Annotated in this window: 9 protein-coding genes; 5 read left to right on the forward strand and 4 right to left on the reverse strand. The window is 47.1% G+C overall.

Translation table 11 applies throughout. The annotated features are described in order from the left end of the window. Positions 1 to 583: 583 nt before the first annotated feature. Positions 584 to 4,267, reverse strand: a complete 3,684-nt coding sequence (locus ACX0G9_RS16285; protein ID WP_459065995.1) for a PKD domain-containing protein — start codon at positions 4,265 to 4,267, stop codon at positions 584 to 586. A gap of 712 nt (positions 4,268 to 4,979) precedes the next feature. Between ACX0G9_RS16285 and ACX0G9_RS16290 the strand changes: the two genes are divergently transcribed. After that, the gene (locus tag ACX0G9_RS16290; RefSeq protein WP_459065996.1) at positions 4,980 to 5,753 is read left to right on the forward strand and encodes a DUF1349 domain-containing protein; all 774 of its coding nucleotides are present in this window, start codon (positions 4,980 to 4,982) and stop codon (positions 5,751 to 5,753) included. 259 nt (positions 5,754 to 6,012) lie between these two features. Here ACX0G9_RS16290 and ACX0G9_RS16295 read toward each other — a convergent pair whose 3' ends face one another. Then, positions 6,013 to 8,382: a phosphoketolase family protein gene (locus tag ACX0G9_RS16295; RefSeq protein ID WP_459065997.1), complete on the reverse strand. Its 2,370-nt coding sequence runs from the start codon at positions 8,380 to 8,382 to the stop codon at positions 6,013 to 6,015. Between the two features lie 40 nt (positions 8,383 to 8,422). Beyond that, entirely contained in the window at positions 8,423 to 9,718 is a 1,296-nt protein-coding gene (locus ACX0G9_RS16300; RefSeq protein WP_459065998.1) for an acetate/propionate family kinase, read from the reverse strand. Positions 9,719 to 10,118: 400 nt separating this feature from the next. On the opposite strand from ACX0G9_RS16300, the gene ACX0G9_RS16305 reads away from it, so the two are divergent. Then, positions 10,119 to 13,223 carry a SusC/RagA family TonB-linked outer membrane protein gene (locus tag ACX0G9_RS16305; RefSeq protein WP_459065999.1) on the forward strand — a complete coding sequence of 1,035 codons (3,105 nt, stop codon included), beginning with the start codon at positions 10,119 to 10,121 and terminating at the stop codon, positions 13,221 to 13,223. A 45-nt stretch (positions 13,224 to 13,268) separates the two neighbouring features. Further along, on the forward strand, positions 13,269 to 14,687 hold the full coding sequence (locus ACX0G9_RS16310) for a RagB/SusD family nutrient uptake outer membrane protein (protein ID WP_459066000.1): 1,419 nt from the start codon (positions 13,269 to 13,271) through the stop codon (positions 14,685 to 14,687). A gap of 105 nt (positions 14,688 to 14,792) precedes the next feature. Here ACX0G9_RS16310 and ACX0G9_RS16315 read toward each other — a convergent pair whose 3' ends face one another. Next, positions 14,793 to 15,239, reverse strand: a complete 447-nt coding sequence (locus ACX0G9_RS16315; protein ID WP_459066001.1) for a single-stranded DNA-binding protein — start codon at positions 15,237 to 15,239, stop codon at positions 14,793 to 14,795. 394 nt (positions 15,240 to 15,633) lie between these two features. Here ACX0G9_RS16315 and mnmA point away from each other — a divergent pair, with 394 nt between their 5' ends. Continuing rightward, the gene (gene mnmA, locus ACX0G9_RS16320) at positions 15,634 to 16,842 is read left to right on the forward strand and encodes a tRNA 2-thiouridine(34) synthase MnmA (protein WP_459066002.1); all 1,209 of its coding nucleotides are present in this window, start codon (positions 15,634 to 15,636) and stop codon (positions 16,840 to 16,842) included. A 142-nt stretch (positions 16,843 to 16,984) separates the two neighbouring features. Beyond that, positions 16,985 to 17,764, forward strand: coding sequence for a hypothetical protein (locus ACX0G9_RS16325; RefSeq protein WP_459066003.1), 780 nt, complete (start codon positions 16,985 to 16,987; stop codon positions 17,762 to 17,764). Positions 17,765 to 17,769: the final 5 nt, after the last annotated feature.

Genomic DNA, 17,769 nt, shown 5'->3' on the forward strand with positions numbered 1-17,769 from the left:
TTTTATCAAAAACATTTCCCTATAATTCCACTATTGTTCATGTTATAAAATATAAGCTAAAACCGCAGTATGATTATAGTGGTTATGCGCCGTTATATGAGGTGGTAGATTCCCTCCAATTAGAATCGAAACTAAATGCTGAAAAAGAGAAGAGTAAAATGAAATTGCTCCCGCCTGACTGTGACAGTTCGTTAATTAATTTGTTTAGCCGGTTTATCGATAATATAAACAGAAATAATATCAGGCTTTTTGTAGTAGTATCTCCCGATTTGTTAAAGCCCGACTATCCTGAAATGTATGTTAATAACATTGTTCGAGAAATCTGCAATAACAGGAGTACCCCGTTGCTCGATTTTTCAAATTGCACTGTTTTTAATAATAACAGACTATTGTTTAACGATTTTGGTCATTTAAATGATTCCGGGGCCCGGATCTTTACCAAACTTCTTACAGATAGCATTAAGCTAAGAATTGGTCATTAGTTCCCAGTTAGATTTAGCCTGGTATCGCCAGGATTAGCAGAAAAAAAGCCGTCTGCCTATTTTTAGGAGACGGCTTTTTACCAGTTGGTTATTTACTTGTTTTATAATTTCAGCATTTTTCTCACTTCCGTCCAATTCCCGATCTGGACCCGGATAAAATACATACCTGCGGAAAGATTCCCGACCGGGAGACTCGTATGAAGATAGTTCTGATCTTTCACTATATTAAACGTATTTACAATATTACCAGCCTGGTTGACGATCTGCACCAGCATCTTACCCGAATAGACATTATTAAAATCCATGTTCAGGTTATCGTGCACCGGGTTTGGATAAATCGTGAAACTGGCAGCAGACGAAGCATCGGTTTGCGGGGTTAGGATTGAAGCGCCCTGACCGCTGGCTGTTGCCTGTGCGTCTTTCGAACTGGTCGTACCGCTGGCAAAACTCAACCAGTTGATATTCCAGCCGGAGTTGCTGGTAGAAATCAACCGGATGGTTTGAAGGCCGGCTGGAAGAACGACGGTGGTGTTAACCGTTTGCCAGTCCTTGAAACTGCTGCCATAAGCCGGCAGGTTCAATGAAGCCAGGACCGCTCCGTTGGCCAGCCTTAATTGAAGCGAGGTGCCGGTATATGGAACCGATAACCGCAAACTAACGGTATAGGTACCGGCAGCGGCCACATTAACATTATAATCCATCCAGTCTCCATTTTCGATCCAGCCCACGACCGCGCCGCCTCCTACATCGTTGGTGGATTGCGTATCCACGCCGGACATGGCATTCCAGTTCTCCGCTTCAATCTTACCGGGAATGGCCTTCGTACCAGGGGGAGGATTGGAAGAGGTAACAGGACCCACAACTATATTCACATCGGAAGAATTGGTAAGCCCGGTATTATCGGTGACCGTCAGACGGAAAACATAGGTTCCTACGCCCAGATTGGTAAGAATGGGATTTTTGATCGTTGTGCTGCTGATTGTGAAAGTGCTTGGACCGCCGGGTTTGGTCCATAAATAAGAGGTGATCGTCCCGCTGGCGGAAGTGCCGCTTCCGTTAAGTGTTACTCTGTTCGTCGGCAGGGTTATTATCTGGTCAGGGCCTGCATTCGCAACAGGCGCGGTAGCTACAGCCGGATTGACGGTGATCGTAATAAAGGCCTGGGCTGTAGCGCCATCGTTATCGGTCACCACATATTTAAATATATAGGTTCCCGCTACCATGCCGGTGATAGAAGGATTTTGACTATTCGGGTTGGTGATCGTTCCCGCTGAAGGGCCGCTGTATTTTGTCCAGGCATACCCGACAACGGTTCCATCGGCATCCGTTCCTTTTCCGGTAAGAATTATCGAATTCACGGGAAGAGTAATCGAAGGAGCAACACTGCCATAAGCCATGGGTTGTTGGTTGGCAGTTTTGGCTGGATTTACCGTAATGACCACATCCGAGGAAGCGGTCAGACCGCCATTATCGGTCACGGTCAGGCGGAAGGTATAGGTTCCTGCAACCAGGTTGGTAAGAACCGGGTTCTTTATGGTCGTGCTACTGATCGTGAAAGTGGCCGGACCTCCGGGTTTGGTCCATAAATAAGCCGCGATCGTCCCATCGGCATCCGTGCCGCTACCCGCCAGGGTAACACTGTTCGTTGGAAGGGTGATCGACTGGGCAGTACCCGCACTGGCAACCGGAGGTTTGTTTCCCGCCGGAGCACTATTAACCGTAATAGCTACGTCGCTATAGGCAGTAAGACCGCCATTGTCGGTCACCGTCAGGCGGAAGGTATAGGTTCCGGCTACCAAATTGCTGATGACCGGATTTTTTATGGCCGTATTGCTAATGGTGAACGAAGTCGGTCCGGCAGTTTTGGTCCATGCATAAGCAGCGATGGTCCCGTCGGCATCTGTGCCGCTACCAGCCAGGGTAACACTGCTGGCAGGGAGAGTGATCGTCTGGGCGGCACCCGCAGTCGCTACGGGGGCCTTGTTTGCCGCTGCATTTACGGTAATATTAATATCTGAATTAGCCGTAAGACCGGAGTTGTCGGTCACTGTCAGCCGGAAAGTATAGGTCCCGGCAACCAGGCTGCTGATGACGGGATTTTTGATCGCCGCATTACTGATGGCAAAGGAAGTTGGCCCCGCAGTCTTGGTCCATGCATAGGAGGCGATCGTTCCATCCGCATCCGTTCCGCTACCGGCAAGCGTAACACTGCTCGTTGGCAGCGTAATCGTCTGCGCAGTACCTGCAACTGATACGGGCGGAGTTGTCCCTGAAGATCCACCGTTCACTTTTATAGTTACATTGGCACTTTGGGTACCCTTATTATTATCTGTAGTCAACAGGTTAAATACATAAGTTCCGGTGGCCAGACCGGTAACTGTGGTGATAGCTGAATTCGGTAGGGTGATCGTCCCGCTTGCCGGGCCACTGACCTTGGTCCACTTGTAGGAGACAATATTAAAACCAACGAGGTCGATTAAATTAGCTGCTATAGAGGTGGTTTTGGTCAGTTGGGGTGCCTTGGCCAAACCGGTCAGGGTGCCTATCGATCCTGTTATCGTTTGGGCCCCTCCTGCACTGATGGAAGGGGCGGTGAAATTGTAGCGTTGAAAAGCGGTCGTGAGCGGGGTAACCTTGGTGGGTACCAATACATCCATGGCATTGGGGGAATACTGCTCCTGCATATTTAAGAAACCATTCCCCAGATCCAGGGCCTTGTTCCGGCCCCAGGAATAAAGATTACCATTAACATCCAATGCATATTTATAGAAGGAGAACCAGTTATTACTAAAAAGCTGGCTCCACTGGGTCCCTGCGCTTATTTGTTTGGCCGGAACGCCGGAGAAGCCTTCCCCATCCGTGAAGGACCAGGAATAAGAGGGAAAACTGCTGTAATTATATTGGCTCACCAATTCGCTTCCGATGCCAACTTCTCCCTGAACATTGAAGCCCAAACCCCACATCCTATTCTGATCGTCAATATAATGGGTGGTATTCCAGTTGACATCGATCGTCTTTATCGGAGATTGTACACCCCAAAGCGTTTTTACCGAAGTCGGCTGGGAATAACCCGTATTACCGCCCCATGCTCCGAAATAGTAACCCCATACGTAGGGGTAACCCGTCGTACCTCCTGCAGTGGCGGGAATGATACAGCCGGCGTAATCCACATGAGAAGCAAAAATATCGATGGCAGGAGCCGGAATGGTTTTCTGAACGGGTGTAGTACCCTTACCAAAGGTCCATTCATATACCTGGCCGGCAGAAGTTAGACCAACCAGCCGGTTTCCGCCGAACTTTATTTTTTTAAACACCATACCCTTAGGCGAAAGCTGGGTGGGCTTCATATCCACTTTACCGGTGGTATGAAAAAAGTGAAAGGTATCATCGCCAAAATACCAGACGCTGCCATCTGTACGAATGGTAGCCGAGGTATTCGCATAAGCATCCACCGATATATTCTTGTCAAAGGGGGCACCGGATGCATCGGTATCGAATCTGTTCGTATTGGTTGTTAAATCCTGCGCTGAGTTCCAGATATAACCCTGATCGTCCAATACCCTGAATTTATTGAAGCCGCCGGCCCCATCGATAGCCGTCCTTCCGTTGATCGGGATCTGCACCACCTTCGGCGAACCGGCATTAAAGGAATAGATTTTTCCGTCGCTGGCAATATAAAAAGTGCGGTACTCACATAAAATCACTTTTTTGACGGTAAGACCAGCAGTTTGGGAATGGGCAGTGAGGCTTAGGAAAGCACACAACACTACGTAAAGGTTCTTCATTGATATTTATTTTGCGGATTAAATAATACCTGCATTTTCGGGACAAAAAATATCAGGTATCAAAAGTTTTAAAAACAGGATGGTTTAATGGCACGAAATACCTTGGTGTAAGTCAATAGAAACCCTATCAGCCACATGTACGACGATACTCAGGTGTTTCGTCCCACGGGCTGTGGATGAGGTTAGCTATTCTTAATGTAAAGGGATTATTAAGGGAAATTCAATAGGGCAAACAAAAAAAGAATGATTACATATACTATCCGGCAGGTTTACATTTTTGGTTATCCGCTTCATAGTGCTACTGCTAAAAAAATAAAATAATCAGGTACTTCACAATGTTGATTCGATGCAAACATTTCACTATAACCATGCCAAAGGGATAATTAGTTGTAGAATTTAATCCACAAATCGTGGCGAGTGTGAAAGAATATCCTCAATGGGTTGCCGTATTATCCTGATGGAGCAAGGCATTGGCATATGCCGCCTGCATTTAGAAAAAAGTTGCCTGTTTTTATAAAATGTGTGAATGTCTTAAAAGAGAGTCAAGAGCTGGTTTAAAAATTGGTATTGTCGTTTTTATAGATGCAGGGACTTATACAGAAAAACCCTTGTCTGTTTTTTGGGGAAAAGCTTTTTTATTTTTTTCATGGAAAAAAATCATAATTTGAAACACGAAATGCGCTGATCATCTAAGCCCCCAACCACTTACTATATGAAAAAACACCTGTTCTTCCTCCTGTTTATCAGTGCACCTGTCTTAAAGACTATGGCAGTCTATGCTATTACAGACGACGCCTACCCCACCGAAGCGCTTATCTTCGGCCACAAGATACCCAACAGGGAAAAAATGGCCGGTAACCCGGCGAAACCCGGTATGCCTGATGACACAGTCAGGATAAAGGCCATCCCCCATCCCTGCCAGCTATTGGATAACCCGACAGATTATAAAGTGCTCTCTGATAATTCGCTTTCCATAACTGCCGGAAAGGAGACAGACCTGTATAGTTTCGTAGATGGAACCTATTATATAAATAATGCACCTAAGTTCCTGTTCACCCCTGACGCCGACTTTATTTTCACCGCCAAAGTACAGCCTGTCTTTGACAGTGTGTACAACGGCGGCGCTATCCTGTTGTATAGTGATACGGCCAATTGGGCAAAACTATTGTTTGAAAAAAACGAGGACGGGACCATTGGTGTAGGTGCATCCGTGGTGGATAACAAAATAACCGACGATAGTTATCATTCCGCAGGAAATTTTAAGGCAGTCTATCTGAAAGTCGTTAAATCCGACCATATTTTTTGTTTTTATTTTTCGGCCAACAGCAAAACCTGGACCCTGGTCAGGACATTCGCCTATCCGAAGGCAGCATCCATGAAAATCGGGTTTTATGCCCAGTCTCCCAAGGGGCCTCAATGCAAGGTGATTTTTTCATCGATTAACTACCGGAACGCCAAATTCAAAAACTTTTTCTCAGGGGAGTGACCAAAGGAGCGCTTCGCTAAAATATAGCACCCCTTTGGTCACTCTCTTATGATGGGCCTAACGGCCTTTTTGTGACCGTGTCACAAATTTAACAACAGGGGGGTACTTTAAATTTACCCCCAATGGTCATTCCTTTAATGTCTGGGGCTTACAGCCCGCTTTGTGACTGTGTCACAAAGGGAACCAAATAGGCGCTTCGCTAAAGTTTAGCTCCCCTGCTATCATTCTCTTATGATGGGTCTAACGGCCTTTTTTGTGACTATTCCCACTTCCAATCGCGGATCTCAGGCATGTCGCGGCCTTCGCGAACGATATATTGTTTGTGTCTGATCAGGCTGTCTTCCATTTCCTGTTTGAGATAGGCGCATTTCTCCCCCAACTGAGGCAGCCGTTCCAAAACATCCATGACCAGGTGAAAACGGTCCATATCATTAAGGACGGTCATGTCAAAGGCGGTGGTAATGGTCCCTTCCTCCTTATAACCCCGTACATGGATGTTGTTGTGATTGGTGCGCTTATAGGTGAGGCGGTGGATCAGCCAGGGATAGCCATGATAGGCAAAGATGATAGGTTTATCCCGTGTGAACAGCATATCAAAATCCGGATCGCTTAACCCATGGGGATGCTCGCTCCGGGGTTGCAGTTTCATCAGATCGACCACATTGACCACCCTGATCTTCAGATCGGGCAGGCCTTTGCGCAAAATAGAAACGGCGGCAAGGGTTTCCAGTGTCGGTACATCACCTGCGCAGGCCATGACCAGGTCGGGTTCCAGGTTCAGGTCATTACTGGCCCAATCCCAAATCCCTATCCCCCGGGCACAATGACTGACGGCCTCTTCCATGGAAAGCCATTGGGGAGCCGGGTGTTTACCCGCAACGATCACATTCACATAATGACGGCTGCGCAGACAATGATCCATGGTAGATAACAGGCAATTCGCATCCGGAGGAAGATATACCCGCACGACCTCGGCTTTTTTATTGACCACATGATCTATAAAACCAGGATCCTGGTGGGTGAACCCATTATGGTCCTGACGCCAGACATGAGAAGCCAGCAGGTAATTCAGGGAAGCGATCTTCCGGCGCCAGGGCAGGTGCGCCGTGATCTTTAACCATTTGGCATGCTGATTGAACATGGAATCAACGATATGGATGAAAGCCTCATAACTATTGAAGACCCCATGTCTGCCGGTTAGCAGGTATCCTTCCAGCCAACCTTCGCATTGATGTTCGCTCAATACTTCCATCACCCTTCCATCCCGGCTAAGGAATTGGTCGCCTTCAACAACTTCGCCCTCCCATTGGCGGTCCGTGGCCTCGAAAACCGCATTTAATTTATTGGAAAGCGTTTCATCCGGACCAAAGATCCGGAAGTTCCTATGTCCCTGATTCATTTTGATAACGTCCCGCAAAAAAGCTCCTACAACCAGGGTGTCGGAAGCCAGGCTTTTGCCCGGGCCAGCCATTTTCACCCCATATTCCCGGTAATCCGGCATTTCCAGATCCACCAGCAAAAGTCCTCCGTTCGCATGGGGGTTGGCCCCCATCCGGCGTGTCCCTTTTGGAGCCAGCTCCGCTAATGCTGGTTTTAGGGCCCCGCTCTCCTCAAACAACTCTTCCGGCTTGTAACTTTTCATCCAGTCTTCCAATAATTGGAGATGCTCCGGATTTTGAGCGGGGTCGGTTATAGGTACCTGATGAGCCCTGAAGGTTCCCTCTATCGGAATGCCATCCACTTTTTTCGGCCCTGTCCACCCTTTGGGTGTTTTCAGCACCAGCATGGGCCAGCGGGGTCGCACTGTATTACCGTTTTTGCGGGCATCTTCCTGTATCTTTTTTATTTGCCCGATCATCTTATCGAGCGTGCCGGCCATTTCCTGATGCATGATTTCCGGGTCATCCCCTTCCACAAAAAAAGGTTCCCATCCATACCCTTTGAACAATTGTTCCAGTTCGCTGTGAGGGATCCGGGCAAGGATAGTGGGGTTGGCGATTTTATAGCCATTCAGATGAAGGATAGGTAAGACCACTCCATCCGTTACCGGGTTCAGAAATTTATTCGAATGCCATGCCGTGGCAAGCGGACCCGTTTCGGCCTCCCCGTCTCCCACCACACATCCCACTATAAGATCCGGGTTATCGAATACAGCTCCGAATGCGTGACTCAGAGAATAGCCCAATTCGCCTCCTTCGTGAATCGATCCCGGGCATTCAGGAGAGACATGGCTGGGAATGCCACCGGGGAAAGAGAATTGCGTAAATAATTTTTTCAGGCCCGCCTCATCGCGGGTAATATTGGGATAAACTTCAGTATAGGTCCCTTCCAGGTAGGTGTTCGCCACCAGTGCCGGTCCGCCATGCCCCGGTCCGGATACATAGATCATATCCAGATCGAATTCCCGGATAAGGCGGTTCAGGTGTACATATATAAAGTTCTGACCCGGGGAAGTACCCCAATGTCCCAATAACATCTGTTTGATATGTTCAGGTTTCAGCGGTTCCTTTAATAAAGGATTGTCCCAAAGATACATTTGACCAACAGACAAATAATTAGCCGCCCGCCAGTAGGCATCCATCGTTTTTAAGGCAATGGGCGTGAGCGGTGCTTCTTTTTGCGCTTTCATAAAGATCTTGTTTTATTGTAAAGGAATCCTTTTATCCACTCTATAATTGCCCATCCAGCAATTTGTCCACCAGCTTTGCAATCATCCGCTCTTCATCTGTAGGTATGACGTAGATACTCACCTTGGTTTGGCCGGAAGAGGTCCCCGAAGAGATTCCCGAAGAGATCAATACCTCGTTTTTTTTGTTTGGGATATCCGCTAATTCAACTCCCAGGTACTCCATCCCCTCACAGATCCTGGCCCGGATCACCGGGGATCTTTCCCCGATACCACCTGTAAAGACAAGCGTATCCAGCCCGCCTAATACTGCCGAATAGGAGCCGATCCATTTTTTTACCTGGTAACAAAATAAAGCCACCGCTTCGGCTGCCCTGACATCCGTTCCCTCCTTTTCCAACAAATCCCGCATATCGGGGCTCGTTTCGGAGATGCCTAACAAACCAGACTGGTGATTGATCAGGTCGTTGAATTGGGGGCCGTTTAATTTTTCTTTTTGCAACAGATACCACAAAGCTCCAGGATCGAGATCCCCCGGTCTGGTCCCCATGACCAAACCTCCGGCAGGTGTAAACCCCATACTGGTATCTATGCTTTTACCTTCCCGTACTGCAGTAATGCTCGCCCCACTGCCTAAATGGGCAAGAATCAGGCGGCCATTCGCTGTTTGCGTACCGGCTATCCGGCCTAGCTCTTCCAGCAGATAACTATAAGAAAGTCCGTGAAAGCCATAACGCCTGACACCTGCATCATCGAAACGCCGCGGTAAAGGCAGGAGTCTGGCGACACGCGGCAGACCGGCGTGAAAGGATGTATCGAAACAGGCTACCTGCGGCAAACCAGGATATCGTTTCCTGCAGCTTTCGATCAGGGCTATTTCCCCGGGCAGGTGATCCGGATCATAATCGCTTATCCGGCCCAGTTCTGTCAGCAAGGCTTCGTCGATGAAGGCCGCCCCGGTATGATCCATTCCATGTACTACCCGGTGGCCTATGGCTGATAGCGGCAGGGCATCTTCTCTTTTCTCCAGCATATCCAGCATTTGCTGCGCAGCCTCCTCCATGGTAGCTGCTTTCACCGGAACAGGACCGGTTGTCTCATTTTGACCGGAATTGTCCTTTCCGGAATTGTCCGTTATAGTCAGCAGAGGGTCGTCCAGGCCGATCCGTTCGATTTTCCCATTTATCTTTTTTTGAAATTGCCCTGGTCCGTTGTCCTCTTCCCTATTAGTCGAATGTTCGCCATGGGTTGAATGTTCGTCATGGGTTGAATATAAAGCAAACTTGATACTGGATGAACCGCCATTGATCGTTAATATGTTTTTACTTTTTCCATTCATATTTTTCCGAACCATCATTACCTTTTAAATATCGCCAATTCTTTAAGGCAAAGGATGATCCAGTTATAAACAAATGGTTAGATTTTGAGATTATTGGCAAAAGAATTCAGGAAGCAGGGAGACCTGGGGTTTACCCGGTTAGTAAATAAGTGTAACCATTTATATATAATTAACTGGATTGGAATTGTTAAAATGATATAAAAATTTTACATTATCTAATGCATCTGGATAAATATTAAACAAAATTCAACTTTGTTGCTTTTTTTCGGAGCACTGACAAAACATTTCCCGGGTTACCTGCTTCCGGTCAAACTCCAGACGAAAACCGATCATTTTTCCCTCGGTAACTTTAGTACCGTCAACATTTAGTCATTCTCTAACCAACAAAAACTAACAGCACATGAGAACAGTGTTACTATTCCTATGCGGTTTTGTCTTTCTTTCTGGTCATCTTTCCGCTCAGGAAAGAGTTGTTACCGGTACCGTCCTGGATGCGAACGGTGCAGTCGTTCCATCCGCTTCCATCACCGTTAAAGGATCGAAAAGAGGTACTGCCAGCGGTGCCGACGGAAATTTCCGGATCACAGTCCCGGCAAGCGCTAAAGCCCTGATCATTTCAGGGATCAATCTCGCCTCCACAGAGGTCGATATTACAGGCAAAACAAACTTGGGCAACATTACTCTTCAAACGAGAAATAAAAGCCTGGATGAGGTTGTCGTCGTAGCCTATGGAACAGCTAAAAAAAGTGATCTTACAGGGTCTGTTGTAACTGTAAATGGAGGCCAATTGGCCGACAAGCCCTTTTCATCAGTGGATAAGACCTTGCAGGGTAGTGTTGCGGGTTTACAAGTGACTTCCACTTCCGGCGCACCGGGCTCTGCTACGGATATCCGTCTGCGTGGGATCGGCTCCATTACCGCAAGCGCCTCCCCCCTATGGGTGATCGACGGTGTTATCGCCAATACCAATGATGTTTCCGTGAATACCACTACCGCCAATCCGCTGAGTTCGCTTAACCCTGACGATATTGAGAGCATTTCTGTTCTGAAGGACGCCGCTTCTGCAGCCATCTATGGATCAAGGGCTGCCAATGGTGTAATTATCGTCACCACCAAAAAAGGTAAGGCAGGGCTGACCCACTTTAACCTGGTTACTGAGATCGGTCAGAATAGCCAGGCTTACAAGCCCAGTAATAAACCCATGAACAGCATCCAATATCAGAACTATTTACGTCAGGGTTCTATCAATGCAGGATACGCTACTGACAATGCCACAGCAGATGCTTTCATAATCGACCCAGCTAACGGTTTGGGTCTGATGCCAAATTATGCGTCAGTCTATACCGACTGGCATGATGTGGTGACCCAAAAAGGTAATCAATCCCAGGTCAATCTGAATCTTAGTGGAGGAAATGAAAAGACCCAGTTCTATGCTTCCGCAGGATTTTTCAACCAGATCGGCACATCGATCGCCACCGATTTCAGACGCTTTAACGGAGCATTCTCTCTTACCCATAAAGCATCCGACCGGTTCACTTTTTCCACTACCGTGAGCGGAAGCAATGCCATTCAAAATACGCCAAGCAGTGGCGGAGCTTTTTCCAACCCGGTCGGTGGCGCTTATTTCCTGCAGCCCTGGTATACCCCTTATACGCCGGATGGTAAATTACGTTACAATCAATATGATTCCCTATTTGAATTCCAGTCGTCCGTAAAGACAAGTTTTAACCCGGTAGTCCAGGCCGCCTTTGATAAAAACACCTATAATCAAACTATATTCAGGGGAAATGTGACTGGAGAAGCCAAAATCATCGATAACCTGAAGTTCACCTCCCGTTTTGCTGCTGAGTATTCCGATATTTCGGAAGACCAATACCGGAATCCGTTTTATGGGGATGCCGATACTCACGGTGGGGATGCTTTTTCTGCGTATCACCGTATTTTTGATTACACCTGGAGCAATTTTTTTGACTTCAGGCAAGGTCTTAACAAGGACAATGATTTTATGCTCAGTTTGAAGGCTGGTTTTGAAGCACAGGAATATAAAAAATTCGACCTGCAGTCAGGTGCACAGGGTTTCCCCCAAACATTATCGCTACGTTACCTGGCATCGGCAGCCACACCTAATGCTGCGTTTAGTCTGCCCACTTCCAGTTCCACGACCTCCATTTTTACCCTGGGAGATATCAACTACAAGGAACGTTATATCCTGAGCGCAAGTTTCCGCAGAGATGGATCTTCCGTTTTCGGTGCTAACCGCCGTTATGGAAATTTCTATTCAGTGGGGGGCGCCTGGAATATCAGCAAAGAAGATTTTTTTAATAGCCAGGAATTAATCAGCAATTTAAAATTACGGAGTTCATATGGCGAAACGGGTAATGCCCTGGGATTTGGGTTATATACACCTATAGCCACTTATGGATTTGGCTATAATTATGCCGGTCAGCCAGGGAGCGCACCGGCAAGTCCCGGAAACCCGAATCTTACCTGGGAAAAAAATAAAATGTTCAATATCGCCCTTGATTTCGGTTTGCTGAAGAACCGTATCTCCGGTACTTTCGAATATTATCACCGGACAACCGACGATCTGCTTCTTTCAGTACCTCTTTCTTACACTGCCGGAGTAATTAACCCGGTTGATCCAACTCTTTCGACTACAAGCCAAAATACCCAGAATGAAAATGTCGGAAGCCTGGTGAACAAAGGCATCGAACTCACCCTGGCAGGCACACCGGTGGTTACCAAAGATTTTACCTGGACCGTCTCCTTTAATATTGCCCATAACGTCAACAGGGTTACCTCCCTTTACCTGAATAACCCCATTGCCAGCCCTAATGGGAATTTTGTTTATACTGTCGGCCATGACCTGCTGAATTTTTTCACCCGTCAATGGGCCGGCGTGGATCCGGCTAATGGTGATGCACTATGGTATACGGACAGTACCCGTAAAACCACTACCAATAATGTCAACAAGGTTAAAAGGGTCATGCTGCCAAACAGATCCGCTTCTCCTAAATTCTTCGGAGCTTTAACCAATACCTTTTCCTTCAAAGGCATTACGCTAGACGTTCAATTCAATTATAATTTCGGAAATTATCTTTATGACTCCTGGGGAAATTATCTGCTGGCAGACGGAGCCCAATATGCTTTCACGAACCAGTTGACAAAACAGTTACAAGCCTGGCAAAAACCAGGTGACAAGACGGATGTACCCCAGATCCGTTTGGGCGGAAATAACAACTCCGACCGAAACTCCACCCGTTATTTATATAAGGGCGATTTTATCCGTATGAGGAATATTCAGATAGCCTACGTAATCCCGACTGCTTTATTGCAAAAGATCCATATCGGAAGCGCCAGCATCTATTTCAGGGGAACCAACCTGTTTACTTTCGGTACGGATAAAGACCTTCCCTATGATCCTGAATCCGGGGTCTATAATTCCACCAATCTGGAAGTATTCATTCCTAAAACAATTACCGGAGGTATCAGGATCGGATTTTAAGGATCGCTATTTTGAAAATAACAGATCATCATAAAAAATATTCGCATGAAAAGTATAGTAAACAAGCTAATCATAGGAACCTTGGCCTTTACCCTGTTACTGACAAGCTGTTCCAAAAATTATCTAAAAAAGAATCCGCAGGATTCGGTTCCTCTCGATCTCGCTTTGGTCGATTCAAATGCCATGCAGGCTGCTTTGTATGGCGCTTACGCTCAATTACGGGCAGTTGGTATGTATGGCAGGGACCTGCCGGTGTTGGGAGATCTTATGGGAGACAATACCTATGTGGAAAAAAGCAATAGTGGCAGATACCTCCCCAATTATGCTTATACCGTAACCCAAAGCGATGGAACAGCCCTGAATATGTGGCAGGCAGCTTATGCTGCCATCCTTAGGGCCAATCAGATCATAGATTCCAAACTCACCGGTAACCTGGTCAACCAGGTAAAAGCACAGGCCTATGGAATCCGGGCCCTTTGTTATTTTAAACTGGTCAATATCTTTGCCAAGCCGTATACGGATGATCCGCATGCTTTGGGTGTACCATTGGTGTTGCATTATGCACCGGACTATCTGCCAAAACGCAGCCCGGTGGACAGCGTATATATGCAGATCGTAAGCGATCTCAAAGCAGGCGTACCTTTGGCACCGGACTATGTCAGTTCTGTGACCCTAAGCAAATATGCCATCGAAGGGCTGCTGGCAAGGGCCTATCTCTATATGGGAGATAACACCAATGCCGAAGCGACAGCTACGGATGTCATCAATAATAGCGGATTTACGCTGGTAACTCCCGGCGGATATTCCGATTTCTGGTCAAACCCCGCCGCACAAACAGACCAGGTGGAAGTCATGTTTGAGGTCGATGCAGATGTCATTAACAATAATACTTTCGACGGTTTAAGTAACATATATTACCCCGGAGGATATAAGGATATCTATGCCTCACAACAATTGTACAACCTTTATACCTCAGCGGATATCAGGCAAAGTCTCCTGGTTCCCGGAACGACTAAGAGTGGCGCTGCTGCATACGTTGTCACTAAATTTCCCAATGCGGCCAATCCGGATCCGGATAATCTAAAAGTGATCCGTCTTGCAGAAGTTTACCTCATTGCTGCAGAAGCTGCCCCGGATGATGCCACGGCACTGGGATTTCTGAACGATCTAATGGCCCAACGGGATCCCAGCCTGGTGTATGCCTCATCAGGGGTACAGTTAAAGGACGATATAATAAAGGAAAGAAGAAAGGAGCTGGCATTTGAAGGAGACCGTTTATATGATCTCAATCGTCTTAAGTTGGCTATCACCAGGCAGTCCAATCCCGGTGCAATCCTGGCAGGTCCCGGGGATGTGAACCTGACAGTACCCTATCCCGATAACCGCCGGGTACAGCCGATACCGCAATCCGAGACACAGGCAAATGCGAATATCGCGGATCAGCAAAATCCCGGATATTTTTAGATACTGTTTAAATTGCTGATAATATTTTTTATAAGAAAAAGCCGCTTATGGTTGAAGCGGCTTTTTCTTATAAACAGTTGAAACTAATAAAATCGAACGAAAAGCTTAGAAAGGAAGATCATCGATAGGTTCGGTCATATCGTTTGCAGAAGCCGACCTCGGAGCTGAAGCGCCCTGTGAAGTATAGCCTCCATCGGAAGCGCCGCCGCTGTAACCACCCCCTCCGGTGCCTTCAGATTTGCTGCCCAATAACTGAACGCTCTGAACCCGCAGGGAAAGCGAAACACCCGTCGTACCGTCATTTTTTGGATAGGTACGTACTTCCGGCGTTCCTTCCGCATATACCTGTGTTCCTTTTTTCAGATAAGGAGCAATCGCCGTACGATCGGTCCAATAAGCACATTCCACCCAAATGGTCTTGTCCTTCTGATTACCCTGTGCATCCTTGAATTTCTCCGTGTGCGCCACGCTGAAATTGATCACACTTTTACCATTCACCGCGTTGGTGACACAGTCCTTACCCAAGTTCCCGATTACTTGTAACTTTATCATATTAATAAATTTAAAAAAAGTAGAGGGAGCAAATTACTGTTTTTATGGTTCGCCCAAAATATAAGTTTTCCGGATTTTACCCACTGCCAGAGGTACTAGCTGAAAACACGGAGGTACTAGCTGAAAACAGGGACCTTCAAGCTACAAGTTTAGACTTCCGGCTTGAGGGTACTGGCTATTCGCAACAAAAAAATACACAACTAATTAATAAACAAATACTTATCCGCCAACCCCTGCCTTACTTGAAGCTTGTCCCTTGAAGCTTGCCGCTATTTCGTAACTTTGCCGTCCTGAATTTTATGAACGGACCTAACCGAGCGAAGCGTAAGTGAGTTTCGCTCCAGTGGAGCGAAGCGAAAGTTACGAGCGTAGCTCATACGAACGAGGAAGGAGCATGGCGAAGCAGCTCCGACGAAGTTCTCCGTTGGCCGAAGGCCCGACATTAGCGCATATGGCGCGGCGGGCTATCTTGCGCAAAAAGCCCGCAAGCGCTATAATTATGAGCCGTAAAGGAAAAGTCCTGGTAGCAATGAGCGGTGGTATTGACAGTACCATTACAGCGCTTATGCTGCACGATCAGGGCTATGAAGTGGTAGGCATTACCATGAAAACATGGGATTATGCCAGCGCGGGGCCCTCCAAGAAAGAGACGGGCTGCTGCAACCTGGATAGTTTTAACGACGCCCGTATGGCTGCCGTTCAACACGGATTCCCGCATTTTGTGCTCGATATCCGGGACGAATTCGGAGGCTTTGTCATCGAAAATTTCGTAGACGAATATATCGCCGGCCGGACTCCGAATCCCTGTGTACTCTGCAATACCCATATTAAATGGAGGGCCCTGCTGAAACGGGCAGACGCCCTGGATTGCGAATTCATTGCCACCGGCCATTACGGCAAGGTGAACCGACATCCGAACGGGCGCTATTTTATCAGTAAGGGCGTTGATGAGACCAAAGACCAGAGTTACGTTCTCTGGGGTCTTCAGCAGGATCTGCTCGCCCGGACCCTTTTGCCCCTGGGGCCCTATCGCAAAACGGAGATCCGGCAAAGGGCCCTCGATTACGGATACCCGGAACTGGCAGGCAAAAGCGAAAGCTACGAGATCTGTTTTGTACCGGATAATGATTACCGGGGTTTTTTGAAACGGAAGGTGGAAGGATTGGAAGAAAGAGTTGCCGGAGGAAATTTCGTCAACAAAGAAGGTAAAATTCTGGGTCACCATAAGGGATACCCCTTCTATACGATCGGGCAGCGGAGAGGACTGGATATTACTTTCGGAAAACCGGTCTTTGTTACGGCTATCCTGCCGGATTCCAATACCGTCGTCCTGGGTGACGAAGAAGACCTGGAACAACAGGAAATGCGGGTGGGTAAGCTGAACCTGATGAAATACGATTCTATCACTCCGGGAATGGAAGCGATCACCAAGATCCGCTACCGGGATGCAGGGGCGCTAAGTAATATTTACCCCGAGGCGGGTGGCCATAACCTGAATGTTCGTTTTTACGAAAAAGCCAAAAGCATTGCTCCCGGCCAAAGCGCCGTTTTTTATGAAGGCGATGATGTGATCGGAGGCGGCAATATTATAAGTGGTTGGTAATCTGCATGAGGATCAACAGGAAAGAGCAATAATATCAATTTTTTTTCGTTAGCTATCCGGGAAGAATGTTTCCCGGATTTTTATTTTATATATTTGTAAGTACCGGATTATGAATAACTTTAGTCAATAACTAACCGCCCGCATGCAAAAAATCCATTCCGTAGTTATCCTGGCTTTAGCAGCCGTTCTGATCATTGCTGCCTGTAAAAAAGTAAGTTACCCCAATCCGGGCAGTCCGATCGTACCGTATTCTCCTGCTTTTCAGGTTGGCAAGTATATCACCTACCGGCTCGATTCCCTGGCTTTTTATTATTACGGGCAAAAAGATACCATTACCAGCTACCTGGCAAAAGACTCGGTGGAAGAAGCCTTTACGGATAACCAGGGACGTCCCAGCTGGAGGATCGTCCGTTATCTGACCGATGCCACGGGAACACTTCCCTGGGCTCCCACAGAAACCTACTCTGTCACTCCTACATCAGCCAGTTTGGAAATGAACGAAAATAATTTAAGGGTTGTAAAACTCGCTTTACCCCTGAGCGAAGGTTATTCCTGGAGCGGGAACTCTTATCTCCCTTATGATCCTTACCAGGATTTTTTTGATTTCAGCGATGCCTCGCATCTGAACCTCAAGCTCTGGAATTTCACCTATCAAAATGTCAACCAGCCGTATACCATAAATAATCAGACCTATGACAGTACGGTAACTGTATTACAGGTAAACGATTCAATTAATGTCCCGATCCTGATCGATACCTCTTTTGCTTCCAGGAGTTATTGGTCCGAGACCTATTCCAAAAATATCGGATTGATTTACAGGCACACTATTTTATGGGAATATCAGCCGCCTACTCCGAATAATACGCAGGTGGGTTATAAGATCGGTTTTGAAATGACCCTTTCCATGATCGATCATAACTAATCCTG

The sequence above is a fragment of the Flavitalea flava genome (assembly GCF_054461575.1).